The sequence below is a fragment of the Pseudarthrobacter sp. NS4 genome, assembly GCF_024758005.1.
Lineage (GTDB): Bacteria > Actinomycetota > Actinomycetes > Actinomycetales > Micrococcaceae > Arthrobacter.
Genome location: NZ_CP103288.1, coordinates 2388053 through 2409332, shown reverse-complemented (window position 1 = coordinate 2409332; position 21280 = coordinate 2388053). Strand labels below are relative to the sequence as shown.

The window sequence follows — 21280 nt, the reverse complement described above, 5'->3', positions numbered from 1 at the left end:
GCCTCGTGGGAGTCCCGGCCACGAATGAGCTCGTTTGCCGATCTGCGACGGTTCAGTCAGGGTGTGCTCATGACCAGTAAACCCATTGCAGATTACGGGCTGCTCTCTGACTGCCGGACAGCTGCGTTGGTAAGCACTGCCGGATCGGTCGACTGGCTGTGCCTCCCGCGGTTTGACAGCCCTTCCGTTTTCGGGCGTCTTTTGGGCGAGCAGGCGGGGTTCTGGTCGATCACACCCGTGGCTGCCTTCACCTCCACCCGGCGCTATCTGGGTCCCACGATGGTTCTTGAGACGTCTTTTCGCACAGGCGAGGGAGCGGTTACCTTAACTGATGCCTTGGTGCTCGGCGACGGGAACAGGGGCCATGAGCTTGGCGCGGGAGCCCCGGGGGCTCTTCTTCGGCAGGTTTCCTGCAGGGAAGGGACGGTCGAGCTTGATGTGGTCTTTGTTCCGCGGCCGGAATACGGGCTGATCCGGCCTGCCGTACGCGAGGGATCAGATGGGCTCCTGGTGAGAGGAGGCGCCGCCGTCCTGTTCTTATCGGCATCGGTTCCCTTCAGCATGGAGGGTGATGTTGCCCGGGCCCGTGTTGTGATGCGTGCAGGTGACGTCCTTGGATTCGCCCTGGAACATGCCAGCAGCTGGGAGGCTGCGCCTTCATCCTGGGGCCAGGAGGAAATCCTCCGACGTCTGGCCGATACCCGGGAGGGCTGGTCCAGCTGGTCCGTAATGCACCAGAGCTACACCGGTCCTTGGCAGGACTTGGTCAGGCTGAGCGGCCGGATCCTGCAGGCGCTGACGTTCTTTCCCACCGGAGCAATTGTGGCCGCCCCCACCACATCTCTGCCCGAGGTGATCGGTGGCCAGCGCAACTGGGACTATCGCTATACGTGGGTACGGGACGCAAGCATGACCCTGCAGGCGCTGTGGGTTGCTGCATGCCCGGATGAGGCCGAAAAGTTTTTCCGCTTCCTGGCAACGGCCGGCTCGGGCCAGCTCGGCCAAGGGCGAGAGCTGCAAATTATGTATGGGGTGGGGGGTGAACGTGACCTCTCAGAACGTGAACTGCCCCATCTGGCGGGTTGGCGTTCCAGCCTGCCGGTCCGGGTAGGTAACGGGGCATGGCGGCAAAGCCAGCTCGACGTGTACGGGGAACTTCTGGACGCTGCAGCGACGTTGCCGGAATACTTGGCTGAAATGGACACGGAAACCCGCGGGTTCCTGGCAGATGCCGCCGACGCGGCGGCTGCCCGGTGGCAGTCCCCGGACCAGGGGATCTGGGAAGTCCGCGGAGAGCCGCGCCATTACCTGTATTCAAAGCTGATGTGCTGGGTGGCGGTGGACCGGGCCATCAGCCTCGCCGACCTCCTGGACGCCCAGGACAGGGTTCCCCGCTGGCGGGACGTGCGGGACCAGATTGCCGCCGCAATACGGAGCCGGGGTTGGAGCGACACGGCGAACGCTTACACGCAGGCGTTGGGCTCCGATGAGCTGGATGCTTCAGCGCTGATGCTTTCCATCGTTGGTTTCCTGCCGGGGGATGACCCGCGGATGGTGGCCACCATTGAGGCCATCGAGAATCATTTAAGTGATGGACGGGGCCTGGTGTACAGGTATGGCGGCGAGGACGGTTTGCCTGGGGAGGAAGGGACCTTCCTGTTGTGTACGTTCTGGCTTGCCCACGCCCTTGCCCTTGCAGGTTCCGTTCAGCGGGCGCGGGAAGTTTTTGAAGGCGCTGCCGGTTTTGCGACTGAGCTGGGCCTGCTTTCTGAAGAGGTAGCGGCCGGCAGCGGGGAACTGCTGGGGAACTTCCCGCAGGCTTTCAGCCATATCGGGCTGGTTAACGCCGCCTGGGCGATCAGCCAGGCCGAGGAGAAAGTCCGCGGTTCCGGGGACCCGGTCCCTGGCCGGGAAAGGCCTAGTCCATGACAGAGCCGAAGAAGGGCCGCCGCGCAGTGATCCGCTTTGCGGGTTTGCTGGTCTTTATCGCCACCGCAGCGGTCGCGGTTCTGCTGTTGCCGCTGCCGGCCATTGATCAGTTGCAGGGCTATTTCACGAACACCCGTTGGGGGCCGCTGGTTTTTGTCCTCGGGTACGCAGCACTGACCCTTTCGCCGGTGCCCAAGAACGTCCTGTCCATCGGCGCCGGAGTGGTTTTCGGTTTCGCAGGGGGAGTAGGAGTGGTTGTGGCGGCAGCGTTGCTGGGCGCGGCAGCCGCTTTCTGGCTGGGCCGCTGGCTCGGCCGGGAAGCCGTGGAGAAGTTCACGGGAGCGCGGGTGGAAAAACTCGATGAGGTGCTGCGGCGGCGGGGGTTCGCGGCGGTGGTGGGTGTGCGGCTTGTGCCGGTGCTTCCATTTACCGCCATCAATTACCTTGCCGGTCTCACCTCTGTTGGCTGGTGGCCTTATTTCTCGGGCACGGCGGCGGGTATCCTGCCCGGCACTGTCAGTTATGTGACGCTCGGTGCCTTTGGCATGCAGCTCGGCTGGCAGGTCCAGGCTGCTGCTGCGGCACTGGGCCTGCTGACTATTGCCGGGCTGATCGTGGCTGTGCGGAGGCGCAGTGAGGGGGCAGGAAGTGTTTGACGCTGCACTGAGGACACGGACCGCGCCCGTGCTGGACCGGATGGCGTCGGCGCTGGACCGTCCCTGGGTTACCCCTGACCGGCTGACCGGGCTGAACCTGGTCCTTGGCCTGGCCAGCGCCGGGCTGGCCGCGGGGCAGTGGTGGCTTCCGGCCCTGGCCGCCTGGCTTCTGTGCCGGTTGGCCGACGGTCTGGACGGCCCGCTGGCCCGCCTCCGACGCCGTCAGTCAGGGGAGGAAGATCCCGGCCAGGGCGGGTTCTGGGACATCAGCGCGGACTTCGTCGTTTACGGCGCCACGGTTGTCGGCGTCGGCGTGGGCGCCACGGCGGCTTTCGACGCGCCGTGGCTGCCGTTCATGCTTGTCCTTTTCGCCTACTACATCAACGGCGCGGTGTTCCTGGCGTTTTCCTCGATCGCGGAGAAGACCGGCCGCCGGCTTGACGATGGCCGGTCGCTGTCGTTCCTGGGCGGCCTGGCAGAGGGGACGGAAACCGTGGTGGTGCACAGCCTGTGGCTGATCTTCCCAAACGCCGCCTGGGGTATCGCCGTCGTCTGGGCCCTGGTGGTGGGGATCAGTGCCGTGCACCGGATTCTGGTGGGGTACCGGGCTTTGAGTTGATCCGGCGGCCGTCGATGACCACCCGACGGATCCGGGCCAGGGCCTTGATGGCCGTGCCGGTGAGCGGGGACGCCAGGCGTTCGCGGACATCGAGCACTGCTGCGTTCCAGACGCCGTCGGAGTAGGTGGGGTAGGCGTGGGTGGTGCCGGCGATGTCGGATGTGGTGAGCTTTTTGTGCACTGCCAGGGACAGCTCAGCGAGGGATTCTCCGGCCCGGGGGCCCACGATGGTGCCTCCGGTGATCCGGCCGCGCCGGCCTACGAGCAGGCGGGTGAAGCCTTCGGTCCTGTCCGCGGTGATGGCCCGGTCGAGGTGCGAGTGCCAGATGGTCCGGGGCGTTCCGGCCTGGCCGTCGCCCGATCCTGTGCTGGTCACGGCAGCGATTTCCGGTGAGGTGTAGGTGACGCGGGGGACCGCGGTGCTGATCCTCCGGCGCAGGCCCAGCACCGCGTTGGACGCTGCGACGCTGGCGTGGACTCCTGCCAGGTGCGTGAACTGCGGCTGGGCGGTGACGTCCCCCGCCGCCCAGATGAGGGGATTGGAGGTGCGCATGCGCTCATCCGTGATCACGTGCCCCCGCCCATCGGTCCGCACATCCACCTTCTCCAGCCCAAGATTGATGGTCCGTGGGGTGCGCCCAACAGCTACCAACACTGTGGAAGCATCCACAGCAGTCCCGTCCGCGAGCTGCAGCCGCACGCCGCCGTCGTAGTTTGCTGCGGTGGTAACGGTGGTGTTCTCCAGGATTGTCACGCCGTCGGCCTTCAGGCTTTCCCTCACGATGTCCACGGCTTCGGGCAGTTCCTTGGCCAGGATGGCGGAGCGGACCACCATGGTGACGTCCGAGCCAATCCGGGCGAACGCCTGGCCCAGCTCACAAGCGATGGGTCCGCCGCCAAGAATGGCAAGCCGGGGCGGCAGTTCCTCCAGGTCCCACACGGTTTCGGAGGTCACTGTGCGGGCAGGGTCCAACCCCGGTATGCCGGGGTCAGCGGGTTGCCCCCCTGTTGCGATAAGGGCCTGGCGGAACCGGAGGGGGCGGCCGTCCAGCTCGGCCGTGCCTGGTCCGGTGAAAATGATCCGTCCAGGGAGCACTTGGACCCCGGCCTTTTCCAGCGCCTCGGAGCTGTCCTCCGGCTCAATGGTACGGATGGCGGTGGCGATGCGTCCGCGGACTGCCTGGAAGTCGGGCTCCTGGCCGGTCTGCTTCCTCAGGGTTTTTGCCTGCGCGGCCGCCGAAAGAAGCGTTTTGGAGGGAACACAACCGGTCCACAGGCAGTCCCCGCCGGTGCGCTCCTGCTCCACGAGGACTGTGGTGGCCCCGAAGCCGGCAGCGGTCTTCGCTCCGACAATCCCTGCCGTTCCGCCACCGAGGACCAGGAAGTCAATGATTCCGTCGCTGGGTGCCATGATAAAGATCCTTACGGTTGATGCCGGCTGCTGCGTGGAGGATTGCCGGCGTTCCCCTGCATTATGTGATCCGAGGAGCCAGCCATCCCTGACAAGTACACAACATTCGCGCCGTTTTACGATGCACTTTCCGGCGAATACCCGGTCTACCGTGCCGGAAGGATCCTGGGCATCGAGGCACTGGGTCCCCAGCCGGGACAGCAGGTCCTGGACCTGGGATGCGGTACAGGGCTCAATTTCCCGCTGCTCCAGGAATGCGTGGGTCCCGCAGGAACAATCATAGGAATCGACCGCAGTGCCCAGATGCTGGAGCAGGCCCGGCGCCGGGTGGAAGCTGCCGGCTGGCGCAATGTGATCCTCGTCCGGGCCGACGCCGTCCTGATGGACCCGGCAGCAGTCCGTGCCGACATCGCACAGCAGGGTGGCGCACCGGCGTCGGACGCGGCCCTGGCGACCTACGCACTCTCGCTGATGCCGGAGTGGAGGAAAGCGTGGGCGAACATCGCCGCGCTGCTCCGCGGGCAGGGCAGGGCGGCCGTGGTGGACATGCAGGAGCCCGAGGGATGGGGGAGGGTGTTCACCCCGCTGGCGCGCGCCGCCTGTGCCCTCGGCGGTGCCGACATCCAAGCCCACCCGTGGCGTGCCGTTGAGGAGGACTGCACGGACGTGGTTCGCAGCTCGGCCCGGTCAGGACACGTGCAAGTGCGGGCCGGTGCACTCCGAACGTGAACAGGTCAAACAGCGTTGTGTGCCCCAGATTACAAAAACCAACCTGAACGGGCCGTAGGGTTGAGCGGTACCACCGGAACGGGACGAAAGGGCGCACATGGATGCGGAGAAATGGCCTGCCTCCCTCCGCAGGCTCGAGTTGCTCACCCGGCCGGTCCACCCGGAGAGCCGGGCAGCGCTGGACCGCCGCTGGGCCGAACTGCCCCAACACGTCAAAACCCCTGAGCAGTTGCTGGGACGGACAGCTGTCGGGTGTGAAGGCACCCATGGCGTCTTCCCCAAGTGCAACCTGACCTGCACGCCGTGCTACCACTCTGCCGACGCCAACAAAGTGCGGATCGACGGCCGCCACACCGTCAACGCCGTCACTGAACAATTGGCACTCCTCCGCCGCGTCCGCGGACCCCGTGCCCATGCCCAGCTGATCGGCGGGGAAGTCAGCCTGCTGCCCGCCGAAGACCACGCCGCAGCCCTGCTTGCCATGCACGCCGCAGGACGCGAACCGATGTCCATGACGCACGGCGACTTCGACTACCGGTACCTGCTCGACGTCGTACTGGACCAAACCGGCAGGCCCCGGTTCCGGAGGGTATCGTTCGCGGCCCATTTCGATTCCCTGATGCGCGGCCGCAGGGGAGTGCCGCGTCCCCGCACAGAAGCGGAGCTGGATCCCTTCCGCCAACAGTTCGCACAGATGTTCGCAGACCTCAGGAAGGATCATGGGGTCAGCTCCTATGTAGCGCACAACATGACCGTTACCCCGGCGAACATCAACCAGGTAGCCGGGGTCACCAGCGCCGTCCTGGGTATGCCCTTCGACATGCTCTCATTCCAGCCCGCCGCCTACATCGGGGATGACCGGAGGTGGGTTGAAGGCTTCACTGACGTGACCATTGACGCCGTCTGGAACCGGATTGAAGCCGGCGCCGGGCAGCGCATCCCCTGGCAGGGCACCCAGTTCGGGGACGTGCGCTGCAACCGGACGGCTGTGGTCCTGCGCTCCGGGGAAAAGATGGCACCCCTGCTGGACCCGGACGATACAAAGGACATTGATGCGCGGGACCGGCTGCTGGGCCACTTCGGGGGAATGTACTTCGGGGGCACACGGCCCTGGGTTCTCGCCGTAAAAGTCACCAGGGCCCTGCTGGCCCACCCGGGCGACGTCCCGGTCATCCTGGGGTTCGGCCTGCGCCTGGCACGGCGGGCCGGCGGCATCCGGCGCATCGCTGCTGCCGCCCGGGCAGGCCGGTTGTCCTTCAAAACCTTTGTGGTCCATAACTTCATGGACGCGGCGGACGTTGCACCGGCCTGGGACCTGATGGACAAGGGCGTGGTCAGCGAGGACCCGAAGACCCGTGAGGTCCAGGAACGGCTCGGCGCCTGCATGTACACCATGAGCCACCCGGAAACCGGCCAGCTGGTCCCCGCCTGCGTCCAGCATTCGGTGCTGGACCCTGCCGAGAACGCAGGGCTCCGCAAACTCCTTCCCCTCAGCCCCAAGGTCAGGACCCGCCAGTGAAACCAGCCCACCGCCGTCGTAATGTAAACCTCCTGGCGGCTGTCGTCGGGACGATGTTCCTGGGCAGCTGCGCCGGCGGCCCCGCAGCGGCACCGCAAGCGGAGCCCTGGCAGGACATCAGCTCCGAGGCCCGGGGACAGACGGTCAAGCTGTGGATGTACGGCGGGGATGAACAGGGCAACGCCTACGTCGATGACCACCTCATCCCGGCCGCAGCAGATGAGGGGGTCACGCTGGAACGCGTGCCCGTCGCCGACACCAAGGATGCCCTGAACCGGGTCCTGACGGAGGTCCAGTCCGGCACCACCGACGGCGATGTGGACCTGGTCTGGGTTAACGGCAACAACTTCGGCACCGGCAAGGAGGCCGGTGCGTGGGCCTGCGGCTGGACCTCGGTGCTGCCCAACATGGCTCTTACCGACCCCGCAGATCCGCTGCTTTCAGAAGACTTCGGAACCCCCGTGGAGGGCTGTGAAGCTCCATGGAGCAAGGCCCAGTTCACCATCGCCTACAACTCCGGCACCGTCGCTGAGCCCCCGTCGACACTGGCGGGTCTGCTGGACTGGGCCAAGGCACACCCGGGCCGTTTTACGTATCCGGCGCCGCCGGACTTCACCGGCTCCGTCTTCACCCGCGAAGTGCTCTACAGCGTCTCCGGCGGGTACGGCGAGGTGCCGCTGGCCTTTGACCAGGAAGCCTTTGACCGGCTCACCCCGGCACTGCTGAAAGAACTCGAGGACCTGGAACCGGCGCTGTGGCGGAACGGGTCAACCTACCCGAAATCCTCCAGTGAACTTGATGCCCTGTACGCCGGCGGGCAGGTGGACTTCACCATGACCTATGGTCCTGCGGCACTCACAAAGCTGGTCGCCGACGGCACGTACCCCGCCGGGACGAAGGTTTTGACCCTGGACGAGGGGACGGTGGGCAACGCCAGCTTCCTGGCCATCCCCTCAACGTCGGGCCAGAAGTCAGGAGCGAAGGTGGTGGCGAACCTCGCGCTCTCGGCCGAGCAGCAGGCGAAGAAAGCCGACCCGCGGATCTGGGGACAGTACCCGGTCCTGAGCCCGGCCGCACTCAGCCCAACAGAAAACGCCCTCTTCGCAGAGGTCCCTTCCTCACCGGTGGTCCCGGGCTATGAGGAGCTGTCCAGGAACGCGAACCCTGAGCTCGGAGCCGGCTGGGTTACCGCCCTGGATGAGGCCTGGCGGAGGCAGATTCTTGCCGGGAGCTGACCCCGTCTCCTGCCCGCCGACGGTCCAGGAGCGAAAAAGTTCATCATTTCGGATGTGGATCCGTGTCCCCGGCGTTCTCCTGGCCATGCCGGCAGTGCTGGTGGTCTCGTTCGTTGTCCTGGGCGGATCGGCGACGGTCGCCGTCCAGAGCCTGGGGCTGATGCCCCTGGTGGGCCGGCGTGAACTTTCCACGGCGGCGTATACAGTCAACGCCGGCGACTTACTGCACGGCGCAGCCATCTCGCTGGCCCTCGCGGGAACCTCGACACTGCTGGCCTGCCTGATTGGCCTGACCGTGGCCCTGGTCATCATGCAGGGCAGATGGTGCGGGAAGCTTGTGGCGGCAATGGGCACGCTGTCCATCCCGGTGCCTCATATTGTGGGGGCAGCGTCGGTCGGGCTGCTCATCGGAGATTCCGGCCTGCTGGCCAGGATTTCCGGGGCAGCGGATAACTGGCCCGAGCTGGTCGGCGGTCCCTGGTGGGCGGCCGTCGTCTTCGAGTATGCATGGAAGGAATCCGCCTTCGTGGGACTGGTGGTGGCAGCAACCCTGGCCACCCGGTCCGTCAGTTATGAGGAAACCGCTGCCCTGCTGGGTGCCGGACGGGTCCGCCGGTTGCGCCACGTACTGCTGCCCCTGAGCCTGCCCTCGCTGATTATCTCGGGGACGATCGCCTTCATCTACAGCTTCGGCTCGTATGAGGTTGCCTGGTTGCTGGGCCGGCCCTACCCTGAGCCGTTACCCGTCATGGCCCTGCGTCTTTACAACTCGGTGACGCTCACCTCCCGGCCGGAGGCTGCCGCCGTCGCTGCCGTCACCGCAGCTGTATCGCTGTGCGCTGCGGCGCTTGCCCTGTTATTCCTACGGAAGGTGCCGCTATGGCGATAACCCTGCCGCCAACACTGACCCAGCAGGCACCGCATGGCCCCCCGGCGCAGAACAGGCTGACCGAGTCCCGTGGCGCCGGACGAGTGGCACGGGCAGTAACAGCCGCGGCCCTGGCCGTCTGGTTTGTGCTGCCGTTGGTCCCGCTTGCCCTGTGGGTTTTCGCGGACCGCTGGTCCTACCCAGCCCCGCTGCCCCAGGAATGGGGGACCGGTAATACCGAATCTGCAGTTGCCCAAGGCGCTGTGCCGGCGTTCGTCCGTTCCCTGGGCCTGGGACTCCTGGTCAGCGCGGTTGCCACCCCGCTTGGTGTAATGGCTGCCCGGAGCCTGGCGTTCCACCGCACACGCTGGTCCCCGTTGATCAGCGGCCTCCTTTTCGCCCCGCTGGCCCTGCCGGCCTTTGTCGCCGTGTTCGGGCTGAACGTTGTGCTGATCCGGTTGCAGGTCCCTTCCTACGCTGCGGTCATCCTGGTCCTGACGGCCTACGCCCTTCCCTACACGGCCTATGTCATGCGCCTGGCCTACGGCGGGCATGACATCGGTTTCGAAGAAGAAGCCCGCACCCTGGGGGCGGGCCCGGTGCAGGTCTTCCTGCGGGTGCATCTGCCTTTGATCGCACCGGCCCTTGCGCGGGCGGCTTTCCTGGCCTTCCTTGTGGGGTGGAGCGATTACCTGGTCACGCTCCTCATCGGCGGGGGCTCGCTGGTGACAGTGCCGTTGCTGGTGGCTTCCGCCGCTTCCGGCACCGGTAACGACGGCGTTGTTGCCGTGTTGTCCGTGGTGGCGCTGGCGCCCCCGCTGGCACTGCTGCTTTTGCTGGGCCTGAAAGGACGACGGCGGGGAGGCAGTTCATGAGCCACGCGTTGGTTATTGAGGGGGTTTCCAAGTCGTTCAAGGGATCAAGGGCTCCGGCCCTTGATGCGGTCAGCCTCACCCTCGCTGCCGGGTCCTGCACAGCGGTGCTTGGCCCCTCAGGATCGGGTAAAAGCACACTCCTTCGCGCCGTCGCGGGCCTCGAAACCCCGGACACCGGACGTGTGCTGCTGGACGGCCTGGACCTTGCTGCCGTCCGCCCTGAACGGCGCGGAATGGCGATGGTCTTTCAGCGCCCGCTGCTGTTCCCGCACCTGAACGTGCTCGACAATGTGGCATTCGCGGCAATCGTAAGCGGTGTTCCGCGAAAGGAGGCCCGCAGGGATGCACAGGCCTTCCTGGAACTGGTCCAGATGGAAGAAGCGGGCAAGAGGACGGTGAAGGACCTCTCCGGCGGACAACAGCAGCGGGTAGCCATCGCCCGGGGACTGGCAGCACGTCCCGCCGTGCTGCTGCTCGATGAACCCTTCAGTGCACTGGACCCTGAACTCCGCTCAGCCATGCACGAACTGCTGGCGCAAGTGCGGAAGAAGCTGAACCCGACCATCCTGATGGTCACCCATGACCGTGACGAAGCTGCGGACGTGGCTGACCACCTCGCCCTGATCAGCGAAGGCAGGGTGCTCCAGCACAGCACTGTCGAAGCGATGTACTGCCGGCCCGCCTCCCTGCAGGTCAGCCGCCTCATGGGCGGAGTCAACGAGGTTCCAGGGACTGTGCGGGAGGGAATCCACTATTCGGCACTGGGTGCCCACCCGCTGCCGGACGATCAGACGTGGCCGGAAGGACCCGCCACTCTGGTGGTGCGCCAGGAACACATCATCATTTCCGATGAACGAGGCCAGGGCACGCCTGCGGTGATAACGGGCGTCCATACGCGTGGACCACGGCAGCTCATCAGCATGGACGCCAAGGGTGCAGCCCTGCACGCCGAAGCTTCCGGAAGCCAGAGCCTCACCGTCGGCGGCACGGTCCGGATTCAGCTGCCCACCCCGTCTTTGACGGTCATCGGCCTCGCAGCAGAACCCTCCGCCCAGCCCTTGCCTTCCCCCAACTGGAAGGTTTTAGCGTGAGAAGTGTCCGCGTGGACAAGGACTGAGAGGAAGGAAACCAGCCATGGCACTGCAGGAAGGCGAGACCTACCGCTGCCCGGATGAGGCATGCGGTTGTGAAATCCGGGTCACCAAAGGGGCGGCCCCCGGCCACGGCGGCAACCAGGACCCGAAGTGCTGCTGCGGGCACAATATGGACAAGGTGAACTAAAAAGGGTCAGCGGCCCGCCTTTGGCCTTCCCCGTGGTGGGGCAGGGGTGGTGGTTTTTCGGACCCGGTGCCCCTTATGTGTCCCGGTTTACAGTGCAGAGTTGGCCGGAGGCCTACCTTTCGAAGGTAAGCAGTTTCTCGTTCATAGAAAGGCAGCACACGATGTCCGCTACATCTCCGGTGGCACGGCCGCCACACGCCTTTACCCTTCACCTTGGCCGCCGCATCGCGGCCGGCACTGCCGGCGGCGTCGCCGGGGGCCTGGTATTCGGCATCCTGATGGCCATGATGGGGATGCTGCCCATGATCGCCATGATGGTCGGCTCCGACTCTGCCGTCGTGGGGTTCGGAGTCCACATGGTGATTTCGGTCCTGATCGGCCTGGGCCTGACCGTACCTTTCGCCGGGCTCCTGACCTCCTACGGACGCAGCGTACTGATCGGGCTGGTCTACGGTGCGCTCTGGTGGGTCCTTGGTCCTCTGGTTATCATGCCCACCATGCTGGGCATGCCGATGTTCATGATCGATACCGCCGCAATGTGGTCCCTGATGGGTCACCTGGTCTATGGGGCCGTCCTGGCCGTTGTCGCCGTTCGGGTCCTGAAGCCGGCCCATGAGCGATAACTGGGAGAGGGGACTGGAGGCTGCCGCAGGTGGCCTCCAGCCATGGTCGCCGCGGCAACGTGAACAGGATCCCTTTTCCACCGGCCCCGATGACCCGTTCAACTGCCTGGACGAAGTTGACCTCTTCGCGGACCTGACGGCCGAGGAAGTGCGGGCCATGCACATGATGGCGCCCGGCCGGGTCTTCCGCCGCGGCGAACTGGTCTTCAGCCAGGCCCAGCCCGTCACGGCGCTGTTCATCCTCAAATCCGGCAGGATCCGGGTCTTCCGGGTCGCCGAAGACGGCAAAGCCCTGACCATGGCAATCCTGGAACCCGGCGCCGTTTTCGGGGAGATGCTGCTGGTGGGCCAGCGCATGTACGACAACTACGCCGAAGCCATCGAAGACTCCGCCATCTGCCAGCTCGGGGTGGAGGACGTGGAGCGGTACCTCATTTCCGATCCCCGGATCGCGATCCGCATCTCACGGCTGCTGGGGGAGCAGGTGGCACGGCTGGAAGAGCGCCTGACGGACCTGGCCCTGCGGCCGCTCTCGGCCAGGGCCGCATCAATCCTCCTCAGCCTTGATGCCGCCGCACCCAGTGGCCGGTTCGGCCAAGGCAAATCGATCCGGCTGACCCACGAACAGATTGCAGGACTTCTGGGCGCCACCCGGGAAGCCACCAGCAAAGCCCTGGCCGACTTCGCCGCCAAAGGATTCATCAGGCAAGGCCGCGGCCGCATCACTATCCAGAACCCGTCCGCTTTGCGGGTTACAGCCGGCAGCACCGCCCTGTGACACCCAACAACACCAAGGAACCATCCATGCCCCGCATCCCTGCACACACCGTAGACAGTGCCCCTGAAGGCTCAAAGGAAATTGCCGGCAATTTGGAACGCCGGATGGGTAAGTTCCTGAACATCCACGCCGGGATGGCCCATTCACCGGCCGTCCTGGGCGCCTATGACGGGATTTCGCAGGCCATAACCACCCGTGGATCCTTCGACGCGCGGACCAAGGAAGCCATCGCCCTGGCGGTGAGAAACCAGAACGGCTGCGACTACTGCCAGGCCGCCCACACCCTGTCGGCCCGCAAGGCCGGCCTGGACGATGACCAGATCCTCGCCGTGCGCGCCGGCGAGGTGGACTTTGATCCGAAGCTCGCCGCCATCACCGAGGTTGCGCGTGAAGCGGCAGCCCGGACAGGGAACGTCTCTGACGTTGTCTGGCAGGCAGCGCTGGACGCAGGCTGGACCGATCGGGAACTGACTGAAGCCTTCGCGCACATCGCCGCGAACCTCTTCACGAACTACTTCAACCACTACGCCAGGACAGCCCTCGACGTCCCCGCCGCGCCGGCACTGGCCCTCTAGGCTCTGACAGGCTCGTGACTGCTGCTGCCCCTGGCCCTCAGATCAGGGCAGCAGCCAGCTGGTCCAGCCCGGAAACAGTGTAGTCCGGAGCCTGAAAATATCCGGGGTACTTCCCGCCGGACCGGTTGATCCACGCCGTGCCCAGGCCGGCCCTCCCCGCCCCGTGAATATCCCACGGATGTACGGCCACCAGCAGCAACTCCGCGGGCGCTGCGCCGCAAGCCAACGCTGCGTACTCATAGGCGGCCCGTGCGGGCTTCCAGGACTGGGCGTCCTCCACGGAGAGCAGCAATTCAAAGCTGTCCCTGATCCCGGCATCTGCGAACATTTTTTCGGCAACCCCCGTTGAGCCGTTGGTCAGGGTGGCCAGCCGGAAACCCGCGGCCTTGAGTGCCTTCACTCCTTCCGGGACATCCGCATGCAGTCCCAGCCCCGCCAATCCTGCCATGACATGGTCCACGGCACCGTCCGGTGTCCTGTCCAGATCCATGCCCGCGAACAGGCCGCGGAGTGCTTCGGCGCCGATCTCGGCAAAGGGTCGATTGTCTCCGGCTGCTGTGAGGGCGAACCCGTCGCGCAGCAGCGTGGCGAACCACAGCTTCGCCAGCGACGCCGGGGCACCTACCTCTTCGAACCGTTCGGCCAGGGAGGACATGTCGGACAGGGTTTCATTGACATCAAAAACAATGGTGGAAGGACTCACGGGGGCAGCGTCTCCTTCGGGTTGTGTGGTTATCATGTTTCCTTCCGGTACCTGAACTTGTCGAGGGCAACCTGGAACGCTTCGTTGTAGCTGGGGAACTGGGCCACCTGGTCGTGCAGGACGGCGATGGGGATCTTTGCGCGGATCGCCAGGGAAGCCTGGTGGATCCATTCACCAGCCAGCGGGGACACAGCCCAGGCCCCGATAAGAACGCCTTTGTCCGTGTCGGCGAGCAGGCCCAGGTGCCCGCGAGGTTCCTGCTCATACGTCCAGGGCCGTGCGATCGCTTCGGCGAGGTCCACTTCAGCGAAGGCCGTGCTCAGGCCCTGGTCAGCTGCCTGGTCCTCCGTGAGGCCTGCGGCGGCAATCTCCGGGTCTCCGAAAACCACCCGCGGGATCCCCTCATACGTCGCGTTCCTTGTCCCGCCGAGGATGGCGTCTGCTGCGACCCTGCCCTGGTATTTGGCCACGTGGGTGAAGGGCATGACACCGGTGACGTCGCCGATGGCCCAGACGTTGCGCGCGGCCCGGCACTGGTCATCGATAGTCACCGCTCCCCGTGCGTCAAGGGTGACTCCTGCCCTGTCAAAACCCAGGTTTTTGCTGCGCGGACGCCGCCCCGTCGCAAAAATTACGACGTCGGTGTCCACGGAAGTGCCGTCGTCGAGCTCCAGCGCACTGCCCGTACCGTTCCTCCTCGCGCGGGTGGCGGCGGAGTTGAGCCGCACGTCAACGCCGGCCTCCTGGAGGTAAAGCCCGGCCAGTTCTCCGACGCGGGGTTCCTCCCGTTCAAGGAGCCGGTGTCCGCGGTGGAGCAGGGTGACCGTCACCCCGAAGCGGGCCAGGAAGGTTGCGGTTTCGGTGGCGACTGCGCTGCCGCCAATGACGACGGCGCTTTCGGGAAGGGTTGTGGCGGTGAAGGTTTCGCGGTTGGTCCAGACGGTGACGTTTTCAGCGCCGTCCAGTGCCGGGATCACTGCCTCGGACCCGGTGGCGATGATGATGTGCTCCGCCTGGAGTGTGGTGCCACCTGCCTGGAGGGTGCCCGGTCCGGTGATTCGGGCTTCGGCTTTGATGACGGTAGCGCCCTGTTTCTCGTACCCGTCCGCCTGGGCCGTGTCGTCGAGATGGCTGATCATGTAATCCCTGTAATCGCTGGTGGCAGCCCAGTCCAGCCCGGCTCCGGTGACACCGGCGGCCCGGTCCGCTGCGGTACGCGCTTCCGGTGCCCGCAGCAACGACTTGGAGGGGACGCAGGCCCAGTATGCGCATTCGCCGCCGATCAATTCGCGTTCGATTACAGCCACGCTTTTGCCGGCTTTCAGCAGGCGGCCGGCCGCAACCTCACCTCCCGGGCCCATGCCCAGGATGGCTGCATCAAAGTGTTGTTCCATCAGTTGGTGCCTTTCATCGTGTGCCGTATCCCGGGGACGCGGTCAGGTTGCGCAGCAGGACAGCCTGGAGATGTCCGTGGCGTAGGACTGCGCAGCGATTTTGATGCCCTCGGCCATGGTCAGGTAAGGGCTCCATAGGTTCGCTACCTGGTCGACGGTCATCCCTGCCTCCAGGATGTAGACTCCCGCGGCGGCAATATCACCGGCTTCTTTCCCGACGGCGGTGAGTCCGAGGATCCTGCCGGTCCCGTGCTCGGCCACCAGCTTGATAAAGCCCCGGGTGTCCCGGTTGACGAGGGCGCGCGGAACGTACTCCAGCGGCAGAACACGGCAGTCACAGCTGATGCCCGCGTCCTTTGCCTCTTCATCGGTCAGGCCGACGGCGGCCAGGGCGGGGGTGGTGAAGGCCACCCTCGGCAGGTGGCTGTAGTCAACTTCGCGGCCGGCGTTGGTGAAGGCATTTTCGACCGCGAGGGCGCCATGGGTGGATGCGACGTAAACAAACTCCCGGTGTCCGGTCACATCGCCGGCGGCCCAGATCCGGGGGTTCGTGCTTGCCATCGTCTTCCGCACGAGGACTTCACCGCGGTCCCCGGTTTTCACCCCGACGGTGTACAGGTTCAGCCCTTCGGTAACTGCGCGGCGCCCGGTGGCCATTAGCAGCCGCGCGGCCCGCAGTTCCTCCCGGCCGCCGGCGACGTCTGCCAGTGCCTTCACGCCGCCCGTCGCCGCGTCGCGGCTGATCGAGACCAGGGCGGCCCGGCGTGTGACCCTTATGCCTTCATCGGCGAAAACGTTCGTCAGCGCCAGCGAGACCTCCGGTTCTTCCGCCGAAGCCAGCCGTGAGCGGACCACCATGGTCACATTGGATCCCAGTCGCGAGAACAGCTGGGCCTGTTCCAACGCTACGTAGCCCCCGCCGACCACCAGCAGGGTTTCCGGAACCTCTTCCAGTTCCATCGCGGTGGTGGAGGTCAGATAATCAACGTCCGCCAGTCCCGGCACGATGGGAGTCCACGGCGTTGAGCCGGTGGCCGCCAGATAGTGGGCCGCCGTTACCGTATCCCGCCTGCCGTCGGGCGAGGTGATCTCCAGCGCAGGGTCCTCCGGTGTCCCGGCGAACGCCGCATCCCCTTGCCTGAAGTCCCAACCGTAATCAGCGATCAGCGCATCGTATTTTTCCGCGCGCATCCCCTCCACCAGGGCTTGCTTTCCGCCGATCAGTGCCGGCATGTCCACCGGACCGGCAGAGGCAATAATGCCCGGGAACCTGCTGCCGGCTTCAAGAGCCACATGGCGGGCATCGGCTGCTGCTATCAGCGCTTTCGAGGGAACGCAGCCGGTATTCACACAGGTCCCGCCGGCTGTTGCCCGTTCCACCATCAGGACACTCTTCCCCAGATTGGTGGCCCGGATTGCAGCAGCGAACGCGGCCCCGCCGGAGCCGATGATCGCCAGGTCAAAGTCAACCCGTTGTGCCGCCACGAAACCTCCGCCAATAGCGGGGAAGACGTTCCCCGGAGAACGGCGGCTCCTCGATGGATCCGCATGACGTTCTTCCCACAACCCTGAACCTTCCCCGTGGGTAAATGTCAAGGAACACGGATTTCCGAGTATTCTCCTGCCGACTCATACAACAATTCCTACTCCCCGCCGGAAGGCCATGCGGTCTTTGACCAGCTTCGCCGGGATGCCCGGCAGGCTAACGTGGTCACTTATGGGTGGAGGTCCACACTCAAGGAGACGGTCATGATCGAACGCCAGCCGTTACTGGAAAACGTCTTTGGCCGGTGGGTTGAACACGGGACAGGGGCTCCGGTCATCCTCATCCATGGGATACCCGCTTCACCGCGGCTATGGCGCCGCGTCATGCCATTGGTCCACGGGAGGACCTTGGCCTGGGAAATGCCCGGCTACGGCACAAGCATCCCTCAAAGTGCCAATAAGGACCTCAGCCTTTCAGCCCAGGCGGGTTACGTTCTGGACTGGATCGGCTCACTGGGACTTGGGACCAAGCCCGTACTGGTCGGCCATGACCTGGGCGGGGGAGTGGCCCAGATCTCCGCCGTCAGGCAGCCGGATGCTTTGGCCGGTCTGATGCTGACCAACTCTGTGGCCTATGATTCGTGGCCTATCCCCAGTGTGAAGATGATGCAGCGGCTTACGCCTGTCCTGGCCCGCCTTCCTGCAACACTGGTCTACCCCGCCCTGGTCCAGCTCTTTCACCGCGGTCATGACAACCGGGAGCGGGCACTCGAATCCATCGGGGAACACTGGACGCCTTACGTGACCCATGGGGCAGCGCAGGCCCTCATGCGCCAGGTCGGCCCCTTGACCGCGGAGGATACAAAATCCATTTCCGGGCGGCTGCGCACACTGGGATTGCCGGCGCGCGTGGTGTGGGGCGAGGCCGACGGTTTCCAAAAGATCAGGTTTGGTGAACGGCTGGCGGCGGACCTGGGCTGCGAACTCATCCGGATCGCCGGCGGCAAGCACTTCACGCCGGAAGACCATCCCGAAACGGTCGCAGCCGCCATAAACCCGCTGCTGGCCGGAGTCCAGGACCGCTAGTGCCGCACTGCAGTTTTCCCGTCGCGGGTTTGGCCGGGGCAATAACTCGCGTCAAGCCTTCGAACCGGGCAGCAGCCAGTCCATAGCTTCGTCCCGCGAGGTGAAAAAACGTGTCGGGCAGGGCGGCAAGTGCACTCCGAGGAAGAAGTTGGCAAGGACGCGATCCACCGGGCTGGAGCCGAGTAAGGCTGTTCGCGACGCTGCACACCGGATGGAGAAAACGGCACGGGCCTGGCGGGTAACGGCTTCGGTGCTTTCTACATGGATCAGCATCGGATATTCCTGCACGCCCGCTACTTCGTTGACCGCTGCCATGGCCGCATGGGCATCAGCAGCCTCTAAAACGATTCCAGGCTTCCATGCAAGGTGGATCACCCCATCTGCACCAAGTTCTATGGTGGCCTTGCCACCGCTGACAGCAATTGGTTCCATCTTGTGCTCCCCCAAGCATCTAGTGCGCTAACCCTAACTGTCTGCGCCGCGTTTTGGCAGCCGATAAGCCCGCGTGCCTGAGCCTTCCTTAGAGGGGAGAGTCAAGAGCCTCAAGTTCCACCAATCGATGTTGAACCCCTGCGGCACCGCCAACCCTTACCTATACTGGAACCCAAAGGACCTTCATGAACGGTTCACAGCGCCTGATGCTCCCGTCCGGTTGGAACTGAGGTAGGAATGCTCATTGGTGAAGTTGCCAAAGCTGCGGGGATGACGCCCAAGACCCTTCGCTTTTACGAAGAGCAGGGGCTCCTCCCGCCGGCACGGCGCAGCCCTAATGGATACCGGCAGTACGGCGAGGACAGCGTAGCGCGTCTCGATTTCATTGCCCGCGGCCGGGCCGCGGGACTGTCAATCGATCAGATCCGGAGCATACTTGCCGTCCGGGAGCCGGGCAATGCACCCTGTACCCACGTCCGCGAGATCCTCGGGCGCCAGTTAGCCGAACTCGACCTGAAAATCGCAGAGCTAAGTGCGCTCCGGGCGGGCGTTGCGGCTTCGTATGAAGCTGTTGCAGCCGGCGATCCGGCTGCCTGTGACCAGTCCAGGATTTGCAGCTACCTCTAACCGGCCCCCCTCATTCTTCAATCGCCACGCCCCGCCAGAAGGCGATTCTGCCCTTAATCGGCAGGGCACGCTTCTTTGGTTCGTCGTAGAACCAGGCAGCGTCGACGTTGACTTTGCCGTCAACTTCCAGGGTGTGGTAGCCAGCCTGCCCCTTCCACGGGCAGACCGAATACATATCACTGTCTTTGAGATACAGCGGGTTCACCGCTTCCCGCGGAAAATAGTGGTTTCCCTCAACCACCACCGTGTCCTCTGACTCGGCAATGACCGTTCCATTCCAGATAGCCCTGACCATGGTCGTACCCTTCTACTGATTCTGATCATTTCCGTACGCCTGGGGTACAACCTCCGGATCAGCCGGTAGACCGTATCCCTTGGGGTGCCGGAATGGCGTTTTCAATGCGCCCAAATGATTCATGTTCTGTGACCGCCACGATAGGGGGATAAAAGTCCGGCTTCAGCGATCTGAGACACACACCTTGGTCTTGGCTGGCCGTGCATGGGAGATGTCCGGCTACGGCTTAAGCATCCTTAAAGGCCCGCACATCGGGACCGGCGGAAAAACGATGGCCCTTGACCCTGACCTAGAGGGAAGGTTTAGGTTGAAAACCTCACGTACAGGGGTTTCATTATGCAAACACCGGGTGGCAAGGCGGCCATGATTTCCGCCTACGGCCTGCTCGGAGACTGCCAGGGATCTGCTCTTGTCTCGCTGGACGGCTCGATCGACTGGTGGTGTCCTCCCAGGTTTGATCACCCCAGCGTCTTCGGCCGCCTGCTCGATCCCGCCGCGGGCCACTGGTCGATCCGCCCAACGGGAGAATATACGGTCTCCCGCCGTTATCTCGCCGGCACCATGGTGCTCGAAACGGAGTTCGAGTGTGACGGCGGGAGCCTCCGCCTGACCGATGCTCTGGCGCTAGGACCGGGGGAACGGGGTCACGAGGTGGGACATGATTCCCCGCACATGCTGCTGCGCCGGGTCGAGGTCATCCGGGGAACCGTTGAGGTGGTGGTCGAGGTGGCACCGAGACCGGAATTCGGACTGATCACGCCCCATGTCGTGCAGACAACCACCGGGTGGGAGATCAGCGGGGGAGCGGACCGCCTGACCCTGACCGCCGGCCTCAGCCTGACCGCCGAAGACGGGACCGTGGGCGGAACGTTCACGCTGGAGGCAGGGGAGGCTGCCGTTTTCGCCCTCCGCCACCGGGGCGCCGTCGGCTCCCCGCCACCGGCCGCCAACGGCGCCGTTGAGCTTGAAAACACCCTTGCCGCGTGGCGGTCCTGGAGCGGGATGCATCAGGGCTACCGCGGCGCCTACCGGGAGCAGGTGCACCGCAGCGCCCTGGTGCTTCAGGCCCTCACCTATAGTCCCACTGGAGCAGTTGCCGCAGCCCCGACCACCTCATTGCCCGAGGAGCCGGGCGGGCGCGCAAACTGGGACTACCGGTACGGCTGGCTTCGTGACGGCAGCCTTACCCTCAAGGCGTTATGGGTGGCAGCTTGTCCCGACGAGGCACAGCAGTTCTTCGATTGGATAACCATGTCTGCCGGTGCACTCGGCGACGGACACCTGCAGATCATGTTCGGCGTCGGCGGAGAGCATGACCTCACTGAACATGAGCTCGACCACCTGGCGGGCTACGCCGGGTCCCGGCCGGTCCGGGTGGGCAACGACGCCTGGGACCAAAAGCAGCTTGACGTCCTCGGGGAGGTGTTCGAGTGCGCGTGGGTCCTGCGCGACCAACTCGGTGGCTTTCCCGTCGAGACCCGGAACTTTCTGGTTGCCGTCGCCGACAGGGCTGCAGAAAAGTGGCAGGAAAGCGACTCCGGCATTTGGGAAGGAAGGGAAGGAACGCGGGACTACGTCACTTCCAAGCTGATGTGCTGGGTGGCTCTTGACCGTGCGCTGAAACTCGCTGATCGCCTGGATGCCGCCCAGAAGGTGCCGGCATGGGAGCGCGAAAGGGAGAGGATCCACGCTGCGATCCTCGGCAAGGGCTGGAACAGCAACGTCAAGGCGTTTACCGGAGCCTTCGGCTCGGACCATCTTGACGCCGGTGTGCTCCTGATGCCGATCATGGGATTCCTTCCGGCCGACGATGAGCGCATGCTGGCCACACTGGACGCGGTGGAGCGTGAACTCACCACCCGCAATCTGATCCAGCGCTGGACGGGCTCGGGGGACGAGGGCGCATTCATCATCTGCTCCTACTGGCTGGCGGCAGCGCGGGCCATGGCGGGCGAGCCGGAACGGGCCCGGGAGATCTTCGATGAAGTCACCGGATACGCCAATGATCTGGGGCTCCTTTCGGAAGAGATCGACATTCAGGACGGCAGCCTGATCGGGAACTTTCCGCAGGGGCTCTCACACATCGGCCTGATCAACGCGGCCTGGGCGATTACCCAGGCCGAGGATGCCCAGGCCGGCCAAACCTGAAACCACCGAAAG

22 protein-coding genes are annotated in these 21280 nt (G+C 64.9%); 16 read left to right on the top strand and 6 right to left on the bottom strand.

Going from position 1 to position 21280, the window contains the following annotated elements; translation table 11 throughout:
• The first annotated feature begins 69 nt into the window (after positions 1-69).
• From NXY83_RS11350 to NXY83_RS11340, 3 genes are read left to right on the top strand one after another with little or no spacing between them, the layout of a single operon-like run.
• Positions 70-1929: a glycoside hydrolase family 15 protein gene (locus NXY83_RS11350; RefSeq protein ID WP_258802346.1), complete on the top strand. Its 1860-nt coding sequence runs from the start codon at positions 70-72 to the stop codon at positions 1927-1929.
• Positions 1926-2585: a TVP38/TMEM64 family protein gene (locus tag NXY83_RS11345; RefSeq protein WP_258802345.1), complete on the top strand. Its 660-nt coding sequence runs from the start codon at positions 1926-1928 to the stop codon at positions 2583-2585. Before NXY83_RS11350 ends, NXY83_RS11345 begins: the two co-directional genes overlap by 4 nt.
• Positions 2578-3204 (top strand): CDP-alcohol phosphatidyltransferase family protein, encoded by a 627-nt coding sequence (locus NXY83_RS11340; RefSeq protein WP_258802344.1) that lies wholly within the window; start codon positions 2578-2580, stop codon positions 3202-3204. The genes NXY83_RS11345 and NXY83_RS11340 overlap by 8 nt, the downstream gene beginning before the upstream one ends.
• Here NXY83_RS11340 and NXY83_RS11335 read toward each other — a convergent pair.
• Positions 3158-4615, bottom strand: a complete 1458-nt coding sequence (locus NXY83_RS11335; protein WP_258802343.1) for a dihydrolipoyl dehydrogenase family protein — start codon at positions 4613-4615, stop codon at positions 3158-3160. The genes NXY83_RS11340 and NXY83_RS11335 overlap by 47 nt on opposite strands.
• An 84-nt stretch (positions 4616-4699) precedes the next feature.
• Between NXY83_RS11335 and NXY83_RS11330 the strand changes: the two genes are divergently transcribed.
• The 10 genes from NXY83_RS11330 (at position 4700) to NXY83_RS11285 (ending at position 13098) form a co-directional block, all read left to right on the top strand.
• Positions 4700-5344 (top strand): class I SAM-dependent methyltransferase, encoded by a 645-nt coding sequence (locus tag NXY83_RS11330; protein ID WP_309484141.1) that lies wholly within the window; start codon positions 4700-4702, stop codon positions 5342-5344.
• 97 nt (positions 5345-5441) lie between these two features.
• Positions 5442-6863 carry a hypothetical protein gene (locus tag NXY83_RS11325; protein ID WP_258802342.1) on the top strand — a complete coding sequence of 474 codons (1422 nt, stop codon included), beginning with the start codon at positions 5442-5444 and terminating at the stop codon, positions 6861-6863.
• A complete protein-coding gene (locus tag NXY83_RS11320) occupies positions 6860-8098 on the top strand; it encodes an ABC transporter substrate-binding protein (protein ID WP_258802341.1) in 1239 nt (412 codons plus the stop codon). Before NXY83_RS11325 ends, NXY83_RS11320 begins: the two co-directional genes overlap by 4 nt.
• A 52-nt stretch (positions 8099-8150) precedes the next feature.
• Positions 8151-8987, top strand: a complete 837-nt coding sequence (locus NXY83_RS11315; RefSeq protein WP_258802340.1) for an ABC transporter permease — start codon at positions 8151-8153, stop codon at positions 8985-8987.
• Positions 8978-9841, top strand: a complete 864-nt coding sequence (locus NXY83_RS11310; protein WP_258802339.1) for an ABC transporter permease — start codon at positions 8978-8980, stop codon at positions 9839-9841. The genes NXY83_RS11315 and NXY83_RS11310 overlap by 10 nt, the downstream gene beginning before the upstream one ends.
• On the top strand, positions 9838-10932 hold the full coding sequence (locus tag NXY83_RS11305) for an ABC transporter ATP-binding protein (protein WP_258802338.1): 1095 nt from the start codon (positions 9838-9840) through the stop codon (positions 10930-10932). Before NXY83_RS11310 ends, NXY83_RS11305 begins: the two co-directional genes overlap by 4 nt.
• A 43-nt stretch (positions 10933-10975) precedes the next feature.
• Positions 10976-11122, top strand: coding sequence for a hypothetical protein (locus tag NXY83_RS11300; protein WP_258802337.1), 147 nt, complete (start codon positions 10976-10978; stop codon positions 11120-11122).
• Between the two features lie 161 nt (positions 11123-11283).
• The gene (locus NXY83_RS11295; RefSeq protein WP_258802336.1) at positions 11284-11745 is read left to right on the top strand and encodes a hypothetical protein; all 462 of its coding nucleotides are present in this window, start codon (positions 11284-11286) and stop codon (positions 11743-11745) included.
• The gene (locus tag NXY83_RS11290; RefSeq protein WP_258802335.1) at positions 11735-12523 is read left to right on the top strand and encodes a Crp/Fnr family transcriptional regulator; all 789 of its coding nucleotides are present in this window, start codon (positions 11735-11737) and stop codon (positions 12521-12523) included. Before NXY83_RS11295 ends, NXY83_RS11290 begins: the two co-directional genes overlap by 11 nt.
• A 26-nt stretch (positions 12524-12549) precedes the next feature.
• Complete coding sequence (locus tag NXY83_RS11285; protein WP_258802334.1) at positions 12550-13098, top strand: carboxymuconolactone decarboxylase family protein; 549 nt, start codon at positions 12550-12552, stop codon at positions 13096-13098.
• 37 nt (positions 13099-13135) lie between these two features.
• Here NXY83_RS11285 and NXY83_RS11280 read toward each other — a convergent pair whose 3' ends face one another.
• Genes NXY83_RS11280 through merA form a run of 3 tightly spaced genes read right to left on the bottom strand, consistent with a single transcriptional unit; the run spans position 13136 to position 16680 of the window.
• Positions 13136-13801 (bottom strand): haloacid dehalogenase type II, encoded by a 666-nt coding sequence (locus NXY83_RS11280; RefSeq protein WP_258802333.1) that lies wholly within the window; start codon positions 13799-13801, stop codon positions 13136-13138.
• Between the two features lie 32 nt (positions 13802-13833).
• Entirely contained in the window at positions 13834-15195 is a 1362-nt protein-coding gene (locus tag NXY83_RS11275) for a dihydrolipoyl dehydrogenase family protein (protein WP_258802332.1), read from the bottom strand.
• 42 nt (positions 15196-15237) lie between these two features.
• Entirely contained in the window at positions 15238-16680 is a 1443-nt protein-coding gene (gene merA, locus NXY83_RS11270; protein ID WP_258802331.1) for a mercury(II) reductase, read from the bottom strand.
• A gap of 264 nt (positions 16681-16944) precedes the next feature.
• Here merA and NXY83_RS11265 point away from each other — a divergent pair, with 264 nt between their 5' ends.
• Positions 16945-17766 carry an alpha/beta fold hydrolase gene (locus NXY83_RS11265; protein ID WP_258802330.1) on the top strand — a complete coding sequence of 274 codons (822 nt, stop codon included), beginning with the start codon at positions 16945-16947 and terminating at the stop codon, positions 17764-17766.
• 51 nt (positions 17767-17817) lie between these two features.
• Here the strand turns inward: NXY83_RS11265 and NXY83_RS11260 are convergent, their stop codons facing one another.
• Positions 17818-18198, bottom strand: coding sequence for an STAS/SEC14 domain-containing protein (locus NXY83_RS11260; RefSeq protein WP_258802329.1), 381 nt, complete (start codon positions 18196-18198; stop codon positions 17818-17820).
• Between the two features lie 237 nt (positions 18199-18435).
• Here NXY83_RS11260 and NXY83_RS11255 point away from each other — a divergent pair, with 237 nt between their 5' ends.
• Positions 18436-18825, top strand: coding sequence for a heavy metal-responsive transcriptional regulator (locus NXY83_RS11255; protein WP_258802328.1), 390 nt, complete (start codon positions 18436-18438; stop codon positions 18823-18825).
• A gap of 10 nt (positions 18826-18835) precedes the next feature.
• Here the strand turns inward: NXY83_RS11255 and NXY83_RS11250 are convergent, their stop codons facing one another.
• Positions 18836-19120, bottom strand: coding sequence for a DUF427 domain-containing protein (locus NXY83_RS11250; RefSeq protein ID WP_258802327.1), 285 nt, complete (start codon positions 19118-19120; stop codon positions 18836-18838).
• 336 nt (positions 19121-19456) lie between these two features.
• Here NXY83_RS11250 and NXY83_RS11245 point away from each other — a divergent pair, with 336 nt between their 5' ends.
• Positions 19457-21268, top strand: a complete 1812-nt coding sequence (locus NXY83_RS11245) for a glycoside hydrolase family 15 protein (protein ID WP_258802326.1) — start codon at positions 19457-19459, stop codon at positions 21266-21268.
• The last annotated feature ends 12 nt before the right edge of the window (positions 21269-21280 follow it).